Consider the following 18,698-nt stretch of genomic DNA (forward strand, 5'->3'; position numbering starts at 1 on the left):
GGGGGCGACTCCCGGGGCGAAGCCGCCGCCGGGGGTCTGGGGGTGGAACCCCCAGGAGGCACGGGCGGAGCCCCGGGACCCTCCCGACCTGCGGCCGGAACAGCACGCGGCTGCGCCGCGGGAGGCCGACGGGGGCGCGCGCAAACATCGCCGGCGCTCGGCACTGTGGGCTGTGCCCACCCGTGCCGCCCTGCGGCACGATTGCCCACAGCCGGGGGGGCGACTCGATGCCGGTACCGCCCCCGGCCACACGGCGCGCTCGCCCGCAGCGGGGGAGCACGCCAAGCGGTGCTGCCCCACCCACGCGGCGCACTCACCCACAGCGCGGTGGGCACGCCAGGCGGCGCTGCCCTACCCGCACGGCGCGCTCACCCACGGCGGGGGGAGGCGACGCGGTGCCGGTGCGGCGTTGCCCGCACGACGGCTTCGTACGCAGCGGGGAGCGCGCGCACGCCGTGGCGCAGGTGCCGGCAGAGCGTGCCGTACGGAGCGATCGCCCCACCGCGGCGTACGGCCGGCGCACGCACGGCGCGAGCGCGCCGGACGGCAGCTCGGCCAGGTGATGCCGCACGTCACGAGCGCAAGAGCGGGACTGCCGCGCGCAAGCGATCCGTTCCGGTGACGCGCCCTCAGTCGAGCACGGCGAGCGCGTCGATCTCGATGAGGAGGCCCGGCGGGAGGCCGACGTAGACGGTGGTGCGCGCGGCGGGCGGCGCCTGCAGGTCCTGCTCGGCGAAGTACGCGTTGTAGATCTCGTTGAACTCGGCGAAGTGGTCCGTGTCGGTGAGGTAGACGCGGACCATCATCACGTCGTCCCAGGAGGACCCGCCCTCCTCCAGGATCGCCTTGACGTTGGCGAACGTCTGGAGCGTCTGCTCGCGCAGGGAGGGCCCCGCGGGCGTGGGCGCCTGGCCGGCGACGGCGGGCAGGAACCCGACCTGCCCGGCGACCTGCAGGATGTTCCCCTTCCGCACGCCGTGCGAGAACTTCGCCGGCGGGGTGGTGTGCGTCGCGGGGGTGAGCGCGATCTTCTCGGTCATGGGGGGTGTCCTAACGTGCGGGACCGGAGGTCCGAGGGTTGGTGCCGGAGTACTCCCTGCTGATCGCGTCGGCCGTGCGGCGCAACACCGGCAGCAGGGTGAGGAGTTCGTCCGCGGAGACGACGACGTTCGGCGCCGACATCGACATCGCGGCGACGACCCGACCGTCCGCGCCCCGGATGGGCGCGCCGATGCAGTTGATCGACTCCTCGTGGCCACCGAGGTCGGTGGCCCACCCCTGCTCGCGCACCAGCGCCAACTCCCGCAGGAAGGCTGCCGCGTTGGGCGTCGAGCGGGGCGTGTACAGGGGGTAGTCGAGCCGGTCCGCGACCGCGCGGCGCTCGGGCTCGGGGAGGTCGGCGAGCAGCAGTTTCGCCACCGCGGCGACGGTGATCGCGACCGGCTTGCCGATGCGGGAGTACATGCGGACCGGGTAGCGGCTCTCCACCTTGTCGATGTAGAGCACCTCCTGGTCCTCGTACACCGCGAGATGGACGGTGTGCCCGACGGCCTCGCCCAGCTCCCGCAGGTGCGCGTGGGCGATCTCGCGCACGTCGAGGTTCTCGACGGCCTCCTGCGCGAGCGCGATGAGGCGCGCGCCGAGGCGGTAGCGCTGGTCGGTCTGCCGATAGACGAGCCCGTGCTCGTTCAGCGTCCGCAGCAGCCGCAGCGCGGTGGACTTGTGCACGCCGAGCCGGTCGGCGACGGCGCCGAGGTCGGCGGGGCCCTCCGCGAGCAGCGGCAGGATGCTCAGCGCGCGGTCGACGGTCTGGCTCATGGACGGCCTCCGAACGTGGCCGGGGTGATGTGGAGCGCGGCCCAGTCGGCGTCGGGCAGCGCGACGAGGCGGTCGGCCTCCGCGCGGGGCGGCGGCGGGGCGGCGTCGTGGGCGGTGGTGAGGGTCGCGGCGGCGGTGAGGTGCCCGTGCCGGAGCCGCTCCCGCAGCGGCAGTCCGCGCAGGGTCGCGGAGAGGAACCCGGCGGCGAAGGCGTCCCCCGCGCCGACGGACGCGGTGACGTCGACCCGCGGCGCGGGCTCGTGGACCCCGCCGCCCTCGCCGTCGTACGCCGTCGCACCGTCCGCGCCCTGCTTCACGACGAGCACGGCGGGCTCGGGCAGCACGGCACGGACCGCGCCCGGCCCCCCGGCGACGCCCCACGCGGCCTCCGCCTCGTCCTCCCCGACGAAGACGAGATCGGCGCGGCGGGCGAGTTCGAGCAGGACGCGGGGGCCTCGGGCGGTGAAGGGTGCGGTCCGGCCGGGAGAGCCTTCGGAGACGGCAGTCGGCACAGCTTCGGCGCGCGCGAACGCGTCCGCGGCCTCGACGTCACCAGGTTCCGAACTCCACAGGTTCGCACGGTAGTTGACGTCGAACGACAGCAGCGGACGGCCGGCCTCCGGCCCGGTCAGCTCGTAGAGGAGGGCGAGGCAGTCGGCCGAGAGCGCGGCGGTGATGCCGGAGAGGTGCAGCACGCGGCCGGAGAGGAGCGCGGCCCGATCCATGGTCGCCGGCGACATCGCGGACGCGGCGGACCCGGCGCGGTAGTAGGCGACCTCGGCGAGCGGCTCGCCGGCGGTGGCGGACGGCGCGGCTTCGGGCCGACCGGCGGCGGTCCCCAGCCCCTGCTCGGGCGCGGGACGCGCCGGGTCGGCGCCGCCCGGGACCGCGCGGTCAGCCCCCGGCCCGTCGGCGGGCCGGGCGGACGCGGTCGCCGCGGCGGGCACGGAGCCCGTCGGACCCGAGTCGGCCCGCGCGGCATCGGTGCCGGTCGCCGTCGGCCCGTAGGCCGTCGCCCGTTCGCCCGCCGTGCGGAAGTAGATGCCCGTGGGGCGGCGGGGGTCGCGGGCGACCGCGGTCACGTCCACGCCGTACGCGGCGATCGCGGCGAGGAGGTGGTCGCCGAAGCCGTCCGCGCCGACGCGGGACACCCACCGGGTACGGTGCCCGGCCGCCGCGAGGGTGCAGGCGACGTTGGACTCCGCGCCGCCTATCCCGCGCTCGAAGGCGGGGACGTCGGCGAGTCGGCCGGGGACCGTGGGCCGGAAGGTGACCATGGACTCGCCGGCGCAGACGACGTCCACGGCGGCGTCCGCACGGGGGGCGGCGGGGCGGCTGAGCGCGGTCACGGGCGGCGGGCTCCTCGGTGCGGAATCGGTGCGTGATCGGTGCGGCGACGGGGTCGAGGCGGTCCGGTCGGGCCGGGGCCGTGGCGGGCGCGGGCTCCGTTGACCCGGCATCGGCTCGGATGTTAGACACGGCTGAGCGATGCGCGCAATGGGTGTTGCACATGCTGCAACGCAGCACGGAGGAGGATTCCATGGCAGCCGATCGGTCCGGCGGACGACTCGCCGCGCGGGTGGCGGAACTCGCCCGGGAACGGGTGGACCACCGCTTCAAGGGCCTCCCGCCGGACGCGGACGGGCTGACCGTCGGCGAGCTGGCCGCGCAGCGGCGCGACCTCTTCGACGGCGGGTTCACCACGCCCGTCCTCGCCCTGTCCGCCGAACGGCTGCGCCACAACCTGGAGTTGATGGCCGCGTACAGCGAGCGGCACGGGCTCCTCTTCGCCCCGCACGGCAAGACGTCCATGGCCCCGCAGCTCTTCGCGCGCCAACTGGAGTACGGCGCCTGGGGTATCACGCTCGCCGTCCCCCACCAGGTGCGCGTGGCGCGCGCGTTCGGCATCCAACGGGTGTTCCTCGCGAACGAGTTGGTCGACGCGGCGGCGCTGCGGTGGCTCGCGCGGGAGCTCGCCGACGATCCGGGGTTCGAGTTCGTCTGCTACGTCGACTCCGTGCGCGGCGTGGAGCTCATGGACGCGGCGCTCTCCGCCGCCGGCTCCGTACGCCCCGTCGACGTCGTCGTCGAGCTGGGAGCGGGGGCCTCCGCACGGACCGGAGTACGGACGGAGGCGGAGTGCGCTGCGGTCGCCGACGCGGTCGCCGCGGCGTCCCACCTGCGGCTGGTGGGGGTGGCCGGGTACGAGGGCGAGGTGCCGGACGCGTCGCCCGAGCGGGTGCGGGAGTGGTTGCAGCGCCTCGTCGCGCTGGCCGTCGCGTTCGACGGGGAGGGGCGGTTCGAGGGGGCGTCGATCGTCGTCAGCGCGGGCGGGAGTGCGTGGTTCGACGCGGTCGCGGAGGTGTTCGCGGGGATTCCGCCGCTCTCCAGGCCGGTGAGCAAGGTGTTGCGGTCCGGGGCGTACGTCTCGCACGACGACGGGCACTACCGGCGGCTCACGCCGTTCAACCGGGTCGCCTCCGAGGGGGCGCTCGAGCCGGCGTTCCTCCTCTGGGCGCAGGTCGTCTCCCGTCCCAACGGGGAGCAGGCGTTCGTCAACGCGGGGAAGCGGGACGCGGCGTACGACCTCGATCTGCCCGAGGTCCAGGTCGTGCGGTCCGCGGAGGGGGGTGTGCGTGAGGCGGACGGTGTCGTGCTCACCGCGCTCTCCGATCAGCACGGGTGGGTGCGGACGGAGCCGGGCGCGGAGCTGTCCGTCGGCGACTGGGTCGGGATGGGGCTGTCGCACCCGTGCACCAGTTTCGACAAGTGGCAGCTCATTCCCGTCGTCGAGTCCGACGGGACGGTCGTCGAGTTCGTCCGCACGTACTTCTGAGTGCGGGTGGGGGCCCTGCGGGGCCCTCTCCCCAGCCCCGCCCCTTCCCGAAACCGGGGGCTCCGCCCCGGGCCCGGGCGGGGGCGTCCCCCGCACCCCCCGTATCGGGGCTCCGCCCCGCGCCCCGGGCGGGGGCTCCGCCCCCAGCACCCCCGTCGGGGCTTTGGCCCCCACCCGGCCGACGGCCGGACAACCCAAGGACCCCGCCATGGACCTCGTCATCCGCGACGCCACCGTCATCGACGGCACCGCCGCCCCCTCCTACCGCGCCGACGTCGCCGTCCGGGACGGGCGGGTCGTCGAGATCGTGAAGGAGGCCGCGGCGGCCGGACGCCGGCGGCCGAGCGGCACGCGCGTCGTGGAGGCGGACGGCCTCGCGCTCTCCCCCGGGTTCATCGACATGCACGCGCACAGCGACCTCGCGCTGCTGCGGGACCCGGACCACAGTGCGAAGGCGGCGCAGGGGGTGACGTTGGAGGTGCTCGGGCAGGACGGGCTGTCGTACGCGCCGGTGGACGAGCGGACGCTGGCGGAGGTGCGGCGGACGATCACGGGGTGGAACGGGGACGGGGAGGACATCGCGTTCGACTGGCGGACGGTGGGTGAGTACCTGGACCGGCTGGACCGGGGGGTCGCGGTGAACGCGGCGTACCTGGTCCCGCAGGGCACGGTGCGGATGCAAGCGGTGGGATGGGAGGACCGGCCGGCGACGCCGGAGGAGCTGGTCCACATGCGGCGGCTGGTCGCGGAGGGGATGGAGCAGGGCGCGGTGGGGATGTCGTCGGGGCTGACGTACACGCCGGGGATGTACGCGCCGGACGCGGAGCTCACCGAGCTGTGCCGGGTCGTGGCGCGGTACGGCGGCTACTACTGCCCGCACCACCGGTCTTACGGGGCGGGCGCGTTGGAGGCGTACGAGGAGATGGTGGCGCTCACCACCGAGGCGGGCTGCGCGCTCCATCTCGCGCACGCGACGATGAACTTCGGCGTGAACAAGGGGCGCGCGCCGGAGCTGCTCGGACTGCTCGACCGGGCGCTGGACGGCGGCGCGGACATCACCCTGGACACGTACCCGTACACCCCGGGCTGCACAACTCTGGTCGCGATGCTGCCCAGTTGGGCGAACGAGGGCGGCCCGGAGGCGCTGCTCGCGCGGCTGGCGGAGCCGGAGAGCGCCGAGCGGATCCGGTACGTCCTGGAGGAGGTGGGGGCGGACGGGTGCCACGGGGTGCCGATCGAGTGGGACACGATCGAGATCTCGGGGGTGACGAACCCGGAGCTGGCGGGCTACGTCGGGAAGACGGTCGCCCAAAGCGCCGACGAGCGGGCCGAGTTGCCGTGGACGACGGCCCGGCGGCTGCTCGTCGAGGACCGGCTCGGGTCGACGATCCTGCAGCACGTCGGGCACGAGGACAACGTGCGGGCGATCATGCGCCACCGCGTGCACACCGGCGGCAGCGACGGCATCCTGCAGGGCGACAAGCCCCACCCGCGCGCGTACGGCACGTTCCCGCAGTATCTGGGGCGCTACGCACGGGAGTTGGGGGTGCTGAGCCTGGAGGAGTGCGTCGCGCACCTCACGGGCCGGCCCGCAGCGCGGCTGCGGCTGCCGGACCGGGGGCTGGTGCGGGAGGGCTACCGCGCCGACCTGGTGCTCTTCGACCCGCGGACGGTCGCGGCGGGTTCGACGTTCGAGAAGCCGCGCACGCTGCCCGTCGGCATCCCGCACGTGCTGATCGACGGGAGGTTCGTCATCGAGGACGGCCGGCGGACGGACGTCCTCGCGGGACGGTCGGTGCGCCGGACCCCGTGCTGACGGCTCACCCGTCCGCGGCGAGGCGCGCGTGCAGGTGGGTGTCGTGCCAGCCGTCCGCGTGGAGGAGCGCCTTGCGGTGGGTGCCCTCGTGCCGGAATCCGCACTTCTCGGCGACCCGGCAGGAGGCGGTGTTGGCGACGGCGTGGACGAGTTCGAGCCGGTGGAAGCCCTCGTCGAAGGCCCACCGGGTCAGCGCCTCGGCCGCGCGCGGGGCGACACGGGCGCCGCGGGCGGCGGGGTGCGTCCAGTAGGCGAGCTCGGCCCGCCCCTCGGCGAGGGCGACCTCGCGCAACGACATCCGCCCCACCACGTCGTCGGACGCCGCCCGCACCACCGCCCACTGCGCGTTCGTCCCCGCCGGCCACTGGTCCCGCCACTGCGCGATCCACTCCCGCGCCTCGTCCACGGAGTCGGCCCGCCGGACGTGCCACTGCTGGATCGCGGGATCCCGGAACGCCTCCACCACCGCCGCCGCGTCGCCCGGCTCCCACGGCCTCAGCAGCAGCTCCTCGTCCACGGCGATCGCGGGCTGCGCCCGGCTCCGCAGGTGGTCGGGCGGCAGGACGGGCTGTACGAGGAAGGGCATGCGGCCATCATGCCGGTGGGCGGATCGCGCCACCCCGCCGGGCATCGAGCCCGACCCGCCGGCCGGCGCGGACCTCCCGTCGCGTCCACGCCGTTGAACCGCGCCCTGCCATCGTGTTGGCTTACGACGCCGGACCGGCGGGACCGCCGGGGCCCACCCGGCCGGAGCAGGGAGCCGCACGTGCAGGACGATGCCGTCGACCCGGTCGCCCACAACCGTGCGGCCTGGGACCGGCTGGTCGAGGAGGGCAACGAGTGGTCGCTTCCGGTCGGCCCCGAGGTCGTCGAGCGGGCCCGCGCGGGCGACTGGTCGGTCGTCCTCGTCGGGCGCGAGCCGGTCGACCCCTCCTGGCTGCCGGCCGACCTGACCGGCAAGGACGTGCTGTGCCTGGCCTCCGGCGGCGGCCAGCAGGGGCCGGTCCTCGCGGCGGCGGGGGCGCGGGTCACCGTGTTCGACAACTCGCCCCGCCAGCTCGACCGGGACCGGACGGTGGCGGAACGCGACGGGCTGGAGCTGCGCACGGTCCTGGGCGACATGCGCGACCTGGGCGCGTTCGGCGACGCGGTCTTCGACGTGGTGTTCCAGCCGGTCTCGAACCTGTTCGTGCCGGACCTGGCGGCGATGTGGCGCGAGTGCTTCCGCGTCCTGCGACCGGGCGGGACGCTGCTCGCGGGCTTCCTCAACCCCGACGTGTACCTGTTCGACCACGAGGCACTCGACGCGCGCGGCGAGCTGGTCGTCATGCACCGGCTGCCCTACAGCGACGTCGCGCGGTACTCCGCCGAGGAGCGCGCCGCGCGCTTCGGCGCGGACGCGCCGCTGGAGTACAGCCACAGCCTCACCGCCCAGATCGGCGGGCAGCTCGCGGCGGGGTTCGTCGTCACCGGCTTCACGGAGGCGCCGCACCAGTCCGACGCGTCCGCCGCGTACCTGTCGCACTACTTCGCGACGCGGGCGGTCAGGCCCTGCTGACCCGGACACCGTCCCGGCCGCCCCTCGGGGACACCGCCGCGCCCCCTCCCCGCCTACGATGACCGCGTGATCCTCTTCCTCTGCGCGGCGCTCACCTTCGCCTGCCTGCTGGTCAGTTTCCGGCAGGACAGGCGGCAGTTCCGCAACGCGGTGCTGCTCGGGCTGACGCTGGTGCTGCTGGGGCTCGCGGGCCTCGACTGGCTGGGTCGGTCGGACACCCCGGGGACGCAGGTCGCGCCGTACGTGCTCCCGGTGCTCGTCGGGGTCACCGCACTGGTGCTGCCGGCGGCGCTCGTGGCGAACGGGCTGACGATGGTGCGGCGGGAGGGGCGAGCGCTGGGGAACCTGCTGTCGCTGCTCGCGGGGATCGCGATGTTCCTGGTGCTCGGCTTCTTCGGGTTCGCGCTGGCGTCGGAGCGACCGGCGGTCGTCCGGACGGCGGTGCTCGTGCTGCTGGTGGCCGGGTACGTGTCGTTCGTGTTCGCGAGCTACCTCGTCTACGCGTTCCTGTACGGCCGGATCCGGGTGCGGCCAGGTGTGGACTACGTGGTCGTCCTCGGCTGCGGGCTGGTCCGCAACGAGGTGCCCAAGCTCCTCGCCTCGCGGCTCGACCGGGGACTCGCGGAGTACCGGGCGGAGGAGGCACGGGGCGGAACGCCGAAGTTCGTGACGTCCGGCGGGCAGGGGCCGGACGAGGACCGCCCCGAGGCGGTCGCGATGGCCGAGTACCTGGTCGCGCGCGGCGTCCCCGACGACCGGATCCTCCGCGAGGACCGCTCGACGACCACCGAGGAGAACCTCACCTTCAGCCGCGCGCTGATGGAGGCCGACAGCCCCGGCCACCTCTGCGTCGTCGTCACGAACAACTACCACGCCTTCCGCGCGGCGCTCGTCGCCCGACGCACCGGCGTCAACGGCCAGGTCGTCGGCGCGCGCACCGCGCGCTACTTCTGGCCGAGCGCGACGATCCGCGAGTTCGCCGCGATCTGGATGGAGCACTGGCGCACCAACTTCTCCGTCTGCGCCGCGCTGCTCCTCGCCGGCACCGCCTGGCTCCTCACCCAACCCGGCTGAGCCCCAACCGTCGCGGAGCGACGTGGCGCGTGCGACCCGGTGGCCGCGACACCGCGGGCCTCGCGGGGGCGGGGGTGGGGTCGCGTGCGGGCGGGCCGCGATCGCGACAACGCGGGCCTCGCGGGGCGGGCGCGGTTGCGCGCCTGCGAGCCGTGGTCGTGACAGCGCCCTGCGGGCGCCGGCGTGTGCCGCGCACCACCTGCGAGGGCATGCGCCGACGGGGCACCGCGCACGTCGTGGGCCGGGCGGGCCGGTCGGGCGCACCTCCTCGCTCCTCCGTCGCTGCGGGGCCACCCCCACCCACCCCACCCTCCGCCGACGCACCCGCACCCGCACCCGCACCCGCACCCGCACAGCGGCGCGACGCGCCTGCCGCGCAGCGGCAGGACTCACTGGACACGCCGCGCAGCGGCACAACCCCCCGCTCCCGCCCCCCAAAGCCGCGCAGCGGCGGAGTCTCACTGGGCGCGCCGCGCAGCGGCGGCACCCCCCTCCCGCCCCCCGCAGCCGCGCAGCGGCGAAGCCACACTCCGCCCCAGCCCCGCCGCGGCGAACCCCACTCCAGGCGAGCCGCGCAGCGGCGGGAGTTCGCTGCGGGTTACGCACGCGCGTGAGATGCCGCACGAAGCGCGCCGATCCCGCGCCACCCCCCACCAGCGCCCGTAAGCTCACCCCATGCAGGTGATCCAGTCGACGAAGCTCGCGAACGTCTGTTACGAAATCCGTGGCCCGGTGCTCGAGGAGGCCATGCGATTGGAGGCGGCGGGCCACCGGATTCTGAAGCTGAACACGGGGAACCCCGCCGCGTTCGGGTTTGAGTGCCCGCCGGCGATCCTGGAGGACGTGCTGCGGAATCTGCACAGCGCGCACGGGTACGGGGACGCGAAGGGGCTGCTGAGCGCCCGCCGGGCGATCATGTCGCACTACGAGACGCGGGGGATCCCGCTGTCCGTGGAGGACATCTACCTGGGCAACGGCGTCAGCGAGCTGATCCAGATGTCGATGCAGGCGCTGCTCGACGACGGCGACGAGGTGCTCGTCCCCGCGCCCGACTACCCGCTGTGGACGGCCGCGGTCAGCCTCGCGGGCGGCACGGCCGTGCACTACCGGTGCGACGAGCAGGCCGACTGGATGCCGGACCTCGCCGACATCGAGCGGAGGATCACCGACCGCACCAAGGCGCTCGTGGTGATCAACCCGAACAACCCCACCGGCGCCGTCTACGACGACGAGATGCTGCGCGGCCTCACCGAGATCGCCCGCCGGCACAACCTGATCGTCTGCTCGGACGAGATCTACGACAAGATCCTCTACGACGGCACCACCCACACCCCGACCGCCGCGCTCGCCCCCGACCTGCTCGTCCTCACGTTCAACGGGATGAGCAAGAACTACCGGGTGGCGGGCTACCGCTCCGGCTGGATGGCCGTCTGCGGGCCGAAGGCGCACGCCTCCTCGTACATCGAGGGGCTGACGATCCTGGCGAACATGCGGCTGTGCGCCAACATGCCCGCCCAGCACGCGATCGCCGCCGCGCTCCAAGGCCGGCAGTCGATAGAAGCACTGGTCGAGCCCGGCGGCCGACTGCTCGAACAGCGGAACGCGGCCTACGAGCAGCTCACGAAGATCCCCGGCGTGACCTGCGTGAAGCCCAAGGGCGCGCTGTACCTCTTCCCGCGCCTGGACCCCAAGGTCTACAAGATCAAGGACGACCGGCGGATGGTCCTCGACCTGCTCCGCGCGGAGAAGATCATGATCGTGCACGGCACCGGCTTCAACTGGCACGAGCCAGACCACTTCCGGCTCGTCACCCTGCCGAACGTGACGGACCTGTCGGACGCGGTGGCCCGCATCGGCCGCTTCCTGGACGGCTACGGGCAGCACTGACGCGCGGCGGCGGGGCGCGTGCGCACGCCCGGCCCCCGCACCGCCCGCTCCCGCACCGCCCGCCGCCTCGCCGGCCGGCACCCCCGCACCGCCCACCTCCTCGCGACCCGGCACAACTTTAGACTGGTTCCAATGTAGGATGGCTTCCTGACGCCGAGCAGGAGGCCCTCTTCATGTACGAGCCGATCCGCACCAGGTCGGTGCACAGCACGGCCGCCGACCTGGGCACGTACCCGCACCGCTCGCGCGAGGAGGAGCTGGACATCCAGCTCGCGGGACACCTCGCGGCCCTCCTCGCCGTCACCGACGAACTGCGCGCGCTGGCCCCGTCCGCCGAGCTCGACACGGCGGCCGGGCAGCTGTCCGCCGAGGTCGCCCGGCTGCGCGGCGGCTCCCCGCCCGCACGCCTCGCCCCGGCCCCGCGCCGCCCCGCCGGCGCGCCCTCCGCAAGCGCCCTGAACGCCCGCGCCCACACCCTCGCCGGCCGCGCCCTGGTCGTCGCCGCCTCCCGCGCCGACACCTCCGCCGCGATCCTGGCCGCGCACCGGATCGACGCGCACCGCGCGGCCGCCCACCGCGCACCCGCGGCCGCACCCGCACCCGCGGCCTCCCCCACCGCCGACCGCGACCGCACCCTCGTCGGCACCCCCTGAACGGCCCCGGGCCGCACGCTCAAGAGGCGTGCGGCCCGGGTTGCCACCCACTGCGCTGCGGCGGGAAGGCGTCAGCCGAGCCGCTCCACGAGCGCGTGGTACTGGTCCCACAGCTCCTTCGGCGTGTGCTCGCCGAACGTGTTCAGGTGCTCGGGCACCAGCGACGCCTCCTCGCGCCAGACCTCCTTGTCGACGGTCAGCAGGAAGTCGAGGTCCTCCGCCGGCAGGTCGAGCCCGTCGGTGTCGAGCGCGGCGGCCGTCGGCAGCACGCCGATCGGCGTCTCGACGCCCTCGGCCGTGCCGTCGAGCCGCTCGACGATCCACTTCAGGACGCGGGAGTTCTCCCCGAACCCGGGCCACACGAACCGGCCGGCGTCGTCCTTGCGGAACCAGTTGACGTAGTAGATCTTCGGGAGCTTCGCCTCGTCCTTGCCGGCGCCGACCTTCACCCAGTGGCCCATGTAGTCGCCCATGTTGTAGCCGCAGAACGGCAGCATGGCGAACGGGTCCCGGCGCAGCTCGCCGACCTTGCCCTCGGCCGCCGCCGTCTTCTCGCTGGCGACGTTCGCGCCGAGGAAGACGCCGTGGTTCCAGTCGAAGGACTCGGTGACCAGCGGGACGGCGGAGGCGCGGCGGCCGCCGAAGAGGATGGCCGAGATCGGCACGCCCTTGGGGTCCTCCCACTCCGGCGCGATGATCGGGCACTGCGCGGCCGGGACCGTGAAGCGGGCGTTCGGGTGCGCGGCCGGAGTCTCCGACTCCGGCGTCCAGGCGTTGCCCTTCCAGTCGGTCAGGCGCGCGGGCTTCTCCTCGGTCATGCCCTCCCACCAGACGTCGCCGTCCTCGGTGAGCGCGACGTTGGTGAAGACCGAGTTGCCCCACAGCGTCTTCATCGCGTTGGCGTTGGTGTGCTCGCCGGTGCCGGGCGCGACGCCGAAGAAGCCGGCCTCGGGGTTGATCGCGTAGAGGCGGCCGTCCTCGCCGAACCGCATCCACGCGATGTCGTCGCCGATCGTCTCGACCGTCCAGCCGGGGATCGTCGGCTCCAGCATGGCGAGGTTGGTCTTGCCGCAGGCGGAGGGGAACGCGGCGGCGACGTACTTCGCCTCGCCGGTGGGCGGGGTGAGCTTGAGGACGAGCATGTGCTCGGCCAGCCAGCCCTCGTCGCGGGCCATGACGGACGCGATGCGCAGGGCGTAGCACTTCTTGCCCAGCAGCGCGTTGCCGCCGTAGCCGGAGCCGTAGGACCAGATCTCGCGGGTCTCGGGGAAGTGCGAGATGTACTTGGTGGAGTTGCACGGCCACGGCACGTCCGCCTCGCCCGGCGCGAGGGGGGCGCCGAGGGTGTGGACGGCGCGAACGAAGAAGCCGTCGTCGCCGAGCTCGTCGAGGACGGGCTGCCCCATGCGGGTCATGGTGCGCATGGAGACCGCGACGTAGGCGGAGTCGGTGATCTCGACGCCGATCGCGGAGAGCGGGGAGCCGAGCGGGCCCATGCAGAACGGGACGACGTACATCGTGCGGCCGCGCATCGAGCCGCGGAAGAGGCCGCCCTCGGGGTCGGCAGAGGAGCCGGCGAACAGCTCCTTCATCTCGGCGGGGGCCTTCCAGTGGTTGGTCGGGCCCGCGTCCTCCTCCTTCTCGGAGCAGATGAAGGTGCGGTCCTCGACGCGCGCGACGTCCGTGGGGTCGGACGCGGCGTAGTAGGAGTGCGGGCGCAGCACCGGGTCGAGCTTGGTGAACGTGCCCTTGGCGACGAGCTCCTCGGCCAGGCGCTCGTACTCCGCCTGCGATCCGTCGCACCAGACGACCTGGTCCGGCTGGGTCAGTTCGGCGATCTCGTTCACCCACGAGATCAGTTCCTGGTGCCGGGTGGGCAGGTCCGGGGTGAGCACCCCGGTGGTGTCGGACGGAAGGGGAGCCGCGATATCGCGCGCCACGATCGCTCCTAAGTGAGGGTCATGTGGGCCCGGTTGGGCCTGCTGTCAGGTGCCCCGTGGGGGCTTCGACCCGGATGACTTCGCGGTGTTCGTTCGCTGGGCGCTCATCCGGTGCCGACCGCACTCATATGATCATCGCTGGAGTGCGCCCATCTGTCCAGTAGGCCTCACATGTGAGCGTGGACACGGTGGCGTGACGTCGCCCACGCCCTCGCGCCGTCCGTAACCTACGCAACCGTAGGTAGGATTCGGCATATGAGCCCAACGCCCGCCACCGTGCCGACCCAGGTCAAGGACCGTGTGTCGGACCTCGTCCCGGCCGAGATCAAGCCCCGTCTGCGGGGATGGCTGCACGCGGGGATGTTCCCCGCCGTGCTGGTGTCCGGCCTCGTCCTGGTAGCGTTCGCCGACACCCGGGCCGCACGGATCTCGTGCGCCGTCTACGTCCTGACCGCGTGCCTGCTGTTCGGCATCAGCGGCATCTACCACCTGGGGAGTTGGAAGGCGCGCGGCAACGCGGTGCTGCGCCGCCTCGACCACGCGAACATCTTCCTGATCATCGCCGGCACCTACACCCCGCTCAGCGTGCTGCTCCTGGAGGAGTCCACGGCGACGACGCTGCTCGTCGTCGTCTGGGCGGCGGCGCTCGCCGGGATCGCCTTCCGGGTCTTCTGGGTCGGCGCCCCGCGCTGGCTCTACACCCCGTGCTACATCGCGATGGGGTGGATCGCCGTCTTCTTCCTCCCCGAGTTCCTGCGCGAGGGCGGGGTCGCCGTGCTCGTCTGCGTCGTCGTCGGCGGGCTGCTCTACAGCGCGGGCGGGATCGTGTACGCGCTCAAGCGACCCGACCCCTCACCGCGCTGGTTCGGCTTCCACGAGGTCTTCCACTCACTGACGCTGGCGGCGTTCGTCACCCAGTACGTGGCCATCTCGCTCGTCGCGTATTAGCCCGCCGGCTGCGGGCCGCTCCCGCCCGGCCCGCCCGTGCGCCGGGCGCGGGCCCGACGGGCGGGCCGTCAGCCAGACGAAGCCCGAGACCGTCAGCAGCACCACGGCGACCACCGCGGCCGTCCCCACGAACACGAACCCCGCCACGCACAACGCGGCCGCCAGCAGCACCAGTACGTTCCACCGGTCGCGCACGCCACACCTCCCCTGTCGGTCTCTCCCCCGTCTCCCCGTCCGTACGGACGGTTCGGGTTCCCGGAACCCAGAGTGACACACCCCTCTGACAACGGAGGTTCGGGAACGTGTCCGCGGGACGACGAACGGCCCCCCTTCCCACCGCGGGAAGGGGGGCCGCACGCGTCACTCCGGACCCGTCAGCTCCGGCAGGCCCACCCGTCGCGGTCCGGGTCGAGGCGCAGCGGGTCGTCCTTGCCGTTCACCTTCAGCCGCCCGTAGTCGTGACTCGCCAGCCATGCGCAGCGCGCCTTGGTCGTCGCCTTGACCGCCTTCGGGAAGGCGGTCGGCACGCACACGTTCGCCGAGCCGTAGTGCCGGTCGCAGCCGGAGACCTCCGGGGGCACGGGGGCCGAGCGGCGCTCGGCCCGCGGCGCCTTCGGGTCCGCCGCCAGGTCGGAGGCGAAGGCGTGCTGATGGCCGCCGACGTCCTTCGCCAGCGCCGCGGGCCCGCTCAGCCGCACCCAGCGGGCGACGGACGGGACCCCGTTGGCGTCGGTCGCGAACAGCATGTACCAGCCGGGCGGGGCCAGGTTGGGGTTGTCGGTGACGTTGAGGTCGACGGTGTTCCCGTCGACCGTCAGCGGCAGGTCGACGAACCGCTGGTTGGGGTCGGAGGAGTGGGTCACCGCGGCCGGGCGGATCAGCTGCGCCTTCACGATCGGCCGGTCCACCGTGATCCGCTGGGTGTCGCCGTACGTCCACTGGGTGTCGATCACCGAGGTGATCGCCGGGCGCGGGCCCTTGAACAGGTACGGCGGGGTGTAGACGGACACGTCGTGGTTCCACGAGCCGTTGCCCGGGTTGTCGCCGACCGACATCACCCGTCCGTCGGGGAGCAGGAACGACGACGAGTGGTAGCCGCGGTCCTCGGGGTCGGCAGCCATCGGCGTGAACGTCTCGGTCGCCGGGTCGAACATCGAGGCCGAACGGACCGGGGCGGCGCGGTTGTACAGCGCCCCGCCGGTCTCGAAGACCTTGCCGTCGGGCAGCAGCACCGTGGAGAGGTACATCTTGCCCTGGTCACCGGTCTGCGGGACCTGCCCGGCGCCGAGGTCGACGGTGCCCTGCGGGAGCGGCGGGCCCGCACGGTAGGCGGGGTCCGGGGCCTTGAGGTCGATGATGTCGGTCAGCCGGTTCGCCGCCGGGTTGGAGTCGACGTTCCCGCCGCCGACGGTCAGCACCTTCTGGTCCTGGGCGGGCGGAAGCAGCACGCTCGCGGACTGGTCGCGCTCGTCCTTCTTCCGCAGACCGGGCACGTCGGTGATCGTGTTCGCGTCGTAGTCGTAGACGGACGCGCCGGTGCCGGGGGTGCCGTTGCCGAAGGTGTGGCTGCCGCTGTAGAAGAGCCGGCCGTCCTGCATGAGGATCATCGACGGGTACAGGCCCCAGTAGGACCAGGTCTGGTTGACCTGCCAGGTCGGGAGCCACCTCTTCTCGGCAGCCGACCAGCGCTCGGCGGTCACCGAACCCGTCGAGTCCTCCTTCAGGCCGCCGAAGGAGATGACGTCGCCGTTGCCGAGGATCGTCGCCGACGGGTACCAGTGGCCGTCGTTCATGTCGTTGGTCTTCACGTACGTCTCGGTCGCCGGGTCGAAGACGTACGAGTCCTTGAAGCCCTGGTAGCCGATCGTCCCGTCGGCCGACGGGTAGCCCTTGTTGCCGCTCATGACGAGCACCCGGCCGTCCTCCAGCTGGACGTGGCCGGCGCAGAACATGTCCTTCGGGGTGGGGATCACCTTGTACGAGCCGTTCGCCGGGTCGTACACCGCAGAGGTGAAGGTGCCGGCCGCGAACAGCTCCGGGTCGTTGCCCGATCCGGCGATCATCAGCACCTTGCCGTTGTGCAGCACCACCGAGTGCATGGAGCGGACCGGGTTCTTCACCGGCAGCACGGTCCAGCGGCCCTTGGCGCACTCCGCGGCCGTCCCGGTGCACTGCGGCGGCGGCACGGGGACGGCGACCTCCTCCATCCGGTAGTCGTCGGTGGTCACGCTGCCGGTGCCGTACACCGAGACGCCCCACGCGATCCGGTCGGTGCCGGCCGGGACGGGCGGCGTCCGCACCTCGGTCCGCGCGTACGCGGCGCTGACCGGGAGCGTGCGCAGGTCGGTCCAGTACTGCCAGCCGGCCGCGGTGTCGTGCCGGAAGAGGGTCAGCGAGGCGTCCGGCGTCGTCGACTTGTACCAGAGGCTCAGGTCGTACTGCCGGTCCTTCGTCACCGCGGGCGCGCAGGCGGCGGACTCGGTGACCAGCGCCTTGCGGTCGCCGTCCACCCGCCGGGTCAGGCTCACCCGCATCGCCTTCGTCCCCGAGTGCGCGTCAGGCACCACCGCGAACGTGTAGTCGTTGTCGCCCCACCCCGACCGCGACCAGCACTGCGGAAGGTCCCCCGGCGTCGCCCCGGCCGTCTCGAAGCCGGGGTTCTTCACCAGGTTCGGCGCGGCCGCCGCCGGCCCCTGCGACGACAGCAGCATCCCGGCGGTCAGCCCGCACACAGCCAGCAGGCTGACCTGCCGTCTCCGTCCGGTTCTGTCGAGCACGTTCCTCATGGCGTCACGACTCCTTCGTGCGTCGTCCCCGGCGGGACGCGCGGCTCGGCGGCTACGGCTACGGCTACGGGCTCCGGTACGGGCGCGGAATGCCCGACGGCGTCCAGCGCGCCCCGCTGACCACCGCCGCGCACCGCGCCCACGTCGGCCGCACGCCGCGTCCCCCGCCTCCCCCGCGGCAGGTAGATCAGGGCCTCCGTGCCCGCGTAGCGCAGGACGAAGGTGATCAGCAGGGCCGCGACGGTGGCCTGCATGACCGGCAGCCCGGCGTGGGTGACGAAGACCGCGCTGAGCGGGATGCGGAGCACCAGGTCGGCGTTGGCGATCAGGCCGTAGCGGGTGAGGCGGTTGGCCCAGTGGCGGTGGCCGCGGCGGTGGCGGAAGAGGAGCAGCTCGATGAGCAGGAAGTTCCACAGCACGCCGAACTGGTTCGCGGCGATCTGCGCGGGCACGAAGTGCAGCCCGGCCGCGGTCGTCATCAGCCACAGGGCGATCAGGTTCGGCGCGAAGCCGGAGAGCCCGATCAGCCCGAACGCGGCCATCCGCGCCGGCGGCGCGGCGGTGCGCAGCTCGACGAGGTGGCGCAGGAAGCGCAGGCCCTCCTTCGCCGTCGACTTCGACTCCCCCGCGAACCGGTCGCGGAAGGTGAACGGCACCTCCGCCACCGCGCGGGGCCGGGCTCGTACGGCGACCTCGAGGAGGATCTTGTAGCCGAGCGGCTTCAGCAGGTCCGCGGTGACGGCGCTCCTGCGGATCGCGAAGAAGCCGCTCATCGGGTCGCTGATCCCGCCGAGCCGCCGCGGGAACAGCCCCTTCGCCAGCCAGGTCGCCGCGCGCGAGACGGCGACCCGGTAGCCGCCGGCGAGCCCGGCCCGGCTGCCCCCGGCCACGTACCGGCTGGCCACGACCAGCTCGGCCCGCTCCATCTCCCCGTGCGCGACCAACTCCGGTACCAGGTCCGGCGGATGCTGCAGGTCGGCGTCCATCACGACGACCCACTCCGAGCTCGCGACCCGCAGCCCCTCCACCACCGCGCCGCCGAGCCCGCCGTCGGGGGCGTCCCGGTGGATCACCGACACGGGGAACGGGCAGTCCTGCGCGGCCTGTTCGATCACCCACGGGGTGTCGTCCGTCGAGTCGTCGACGAACACGACCTCGCACGGCACCCGCGCGGGCACCCCCGCGGTGATCTGCCGCAGCAACTCACCCACGTTGCCGGACTCGTTGAACGTCGGCACGACGATCGTGACGACGGCGGGCTCGGGCACGACCGGCAGCGCGGCCGTGACGCGCAGGGCCTGCTCGGCGACGGGCGCCAGACGCGGCGCGCCGCCCGGCCCTGCCGCCGCTCGCGGGCCGGCGGCCGCGGCGGGGCCCGGCCC

General features: G+C 73.5%; 14 protein-coding genes. 7 read left to right on the top strand and 7 right to left on the bottom strand.

Annotated elements, in window-relative coordinates; translation table 11 throughout:
- Positions 1-629: 629 nt before the first annotated feature.
- The 3 genes from ACFWEG_RS22455 to ACFWEG_RS22465 are packed head-to-tail and all read right to left on the bottom strand — an operon-like array spanning position 630 to position 3,167.
- The gene (locus tag ACFWEG_RS22455; RefSeq protein ID WP_387217971.1) at positions 630-1,040 is read right to left on the bottom strand and encodes a RidA family protein; all 411 of its coding nucleotides are present in this window, start codon (positions 1,038-1,040) and stop codon (positions 630-632) included.
- Positions 1,041-1,050: 10 nt separating this feature from the next.
- Positions 1,051-1,818: an IclR family transcriptional regulator gene (locus tag ACFWEG_RS22460; RefSeq protein ID WP_387217973.1), complete on the bottom strand. Its 768-nt coding sequence runs from the start codon at positions 1,816-1,818 to the stop codon at positions 1,051-1,053.
- Complete coding sequence (locus ACFWEG_RS22465; RefSeq protein WP_387217975.1) at positions 1,815-3,167, bottom strand: PfkB family carbohydrate kinase; 1,353 nt, start codon at positions 3,165-3,167, stop codon at positions 1,815-1,817. Before ACFWEG_RS22465 ends, ACFWEG_RS22460 begins: the two co-directional genes overlap by 4 nt.
- Positions 3,168-3,358: 191 nt before the next feature.
- Here ACFWEG_RS22465 and ACFWEG_RS22470 point away from each other — a divergent pair, with 191 nt between their 5' ends.
- Both ACFWEG_RS22470 and ACFWEG_RS22475 read left to right on the top strand, forming a co-directional pair.
- On the top strand, positions 3,359-4,654 hold the full coding sequence (locus tag ACFWEG_RS22470) for an alanine racemase (RefSeq protein ID WP_387217978.1): 1,296 nt from the start codon (positions 3,359-3,361) through the stop codon (positions 4,652-4,654).
- Between the two features lie 208 nt (positions 4,655-4,862).
- Complete coding sequence (locus ACFWEG_RS22475; protein WP_387217980.1) at positions 4,863-6,470, top strand: amidohydrolase family protein; 1,608 nt, start codon at positions 4,863-4,865, stop codon at positions 6,468-6,470.
- Between the two features lie 4 nt (positions 6,471-6,474).
- On the opposite strand, the gene ACFWEG_RS22480 is transcribed toward ACFWEG_RS22475, so the two are convergent.
- On the bottom strand, positions 6,475-7,056 hold the full coding sequence (locus ACFWEG_RS22480; protein WP_387217982.1) for a GNAT family N-acetyltransferase: 582 nt from the start codon (positions 7,054-7,056) through the stop codon (positions 6,475-6,477).
- 180 nt (positions 7,057-7,236) lie between these two features.
- On the opposite strand from ACFWEG_RS22480, the gene ACFWEG_RS22485 reads away from it, so the two are divergent.
- The 4 genes from ACFWEG_RS22485 to ACFWEG_RS22500 all read left to right on the top strand — a co-directional run bounded on the left by ACFWEG_RS22485 (position 7,237) and on the right by ACFWEG_RS22500 (position 11,642).
- The gene (locus ACFWEG_RS22485) at positions 7,237-8,028 is read left to right on the top strand and encodes a class I SAM-dependent methyltransferase (RefSeq protein ID WP_387217984.1); all 792 of its coding nucleotides are present in this window, start codon (positions 7,237-7,239) and stop codon (positions 8,026-8,028) included.
- A gap of 66 nt (positions 8,029-8,094) precedes the next feature.
- Positions 8,095-9,102: a YdcF family protein gene (locus tag ACFWEG_RS22490; protein WP_387217986.1), complete on the top strand. Its 1,008-nt coding sequence runs from the start codon at positions 8,095-8,097 to the stop codon at positions 9,100-9,102.
- Between the two features lie 675 nt (positions 9,103-9,777).
- Entirely contained in the window at positions 9,778-10,989 is a 1,212-nt protein-coding gene (locus ACFWEG_RS22495; protein WP_387217988.1) for a pyridoxal phosphate-dependent aminotransferase, read from the top strand.
- 173 nt (positions 10,990-11,162) lie between these two features.
- The gene (locus ACFWEG_RS22500; protein WP_387217991.1) at positions 11,163-11,642 is read left to right on the top strand and encodes a hypothetical protein; all 480 of its coding nucleotides are present in this window, start codon (positions 11,163-11,165) and stop codon (positions 11,640-11,642) included.
- Between the two features lie 71 nt (positions 11,643-11,713).
- On the opposite strand, the gene ACFWEG_RS22505 is transcribed toward ACFWEG_RS22500, so the two are convergent.
- Positions 11,714-13,582 (bottom strand): phosphoenolpyruvate carboxykinase (GTP), encoded by a 1,869-nt coding sequence (locus ACFWEG_RS22505; RefSeq protein WP_387217994.1) that lies wholly within the window; start codon positions 13,580-13,582, stop codon positions 11,714-11,716.
- A gap of 255 nt (positions 13,583-13,837) precedes the next feature.
- On the opposite strand from ACFWEG_RS22505, the gene ACFWEG_RS22510 reads away from it, so the two are divergent.
- Positions 13,838-14,530 carry a hemolysin III family protein gene (locus tag ACFWEG_RS22510; RefSeq protein WP_387217997.1) on the top strand — a complete coding sequence of 231 codons (693 nt, stop codon included), beginning with the start codon at positions 13,838-13,840 and terminating at the stop codon, positions 14,528-14,530.
- Between the two features lie 374 nt (positions 14,531-14,904).
- Here ACFWEG_RS22510 and ACFWEG_RS22515 read toward each other — a convergent pair whose 3' ends face one another.
- Together ACFWEG_RS22515 and ACFWEG_RS22520 are read right to left on the bottom strand one after the other, a co-directional pair.
- Positions 14,905-17,316: a galactose oxidase-like domain-containing protein gene (locus ACFWEG_RS22515; protein ID WP_387217999.1), complete on the bottom strand. Its 2,412-nt coding sequence runs from the start codon at positions 17,314-17,316 to the stop codon at positions 14,905-14,907.
- The gene (locus ACFWEG_RS22520; RefSeq protein WP_387218002.1) at positions 17,313-18,635 is read right to left on the bottom strand and encodes a glycosyltransferase; all 1,323 of its coding nucleotides are present in this window, start codon (positions 18,633-18,635) and stop codon (positions 17,313-17,315) included. The genes ACFWEG_RS22515 and ACFWEG_RS22520 overlap by 4 nt, the downstream gene beginning before the upstream one ends.
- Between the last annotated feature and the right edge of the window lie 63 nt (positions 18,636-18,698).

This window comes from Streptomyces sp. NPDC060194, assembly GCF_042728285.1.
In the GTDB taxonomy this organism is placed as follows: domain Bacteria; phylum Actinomycetota; class Actinomycetes; order Streptomycetales; family Streptomycetaceae; genus Streptomyces.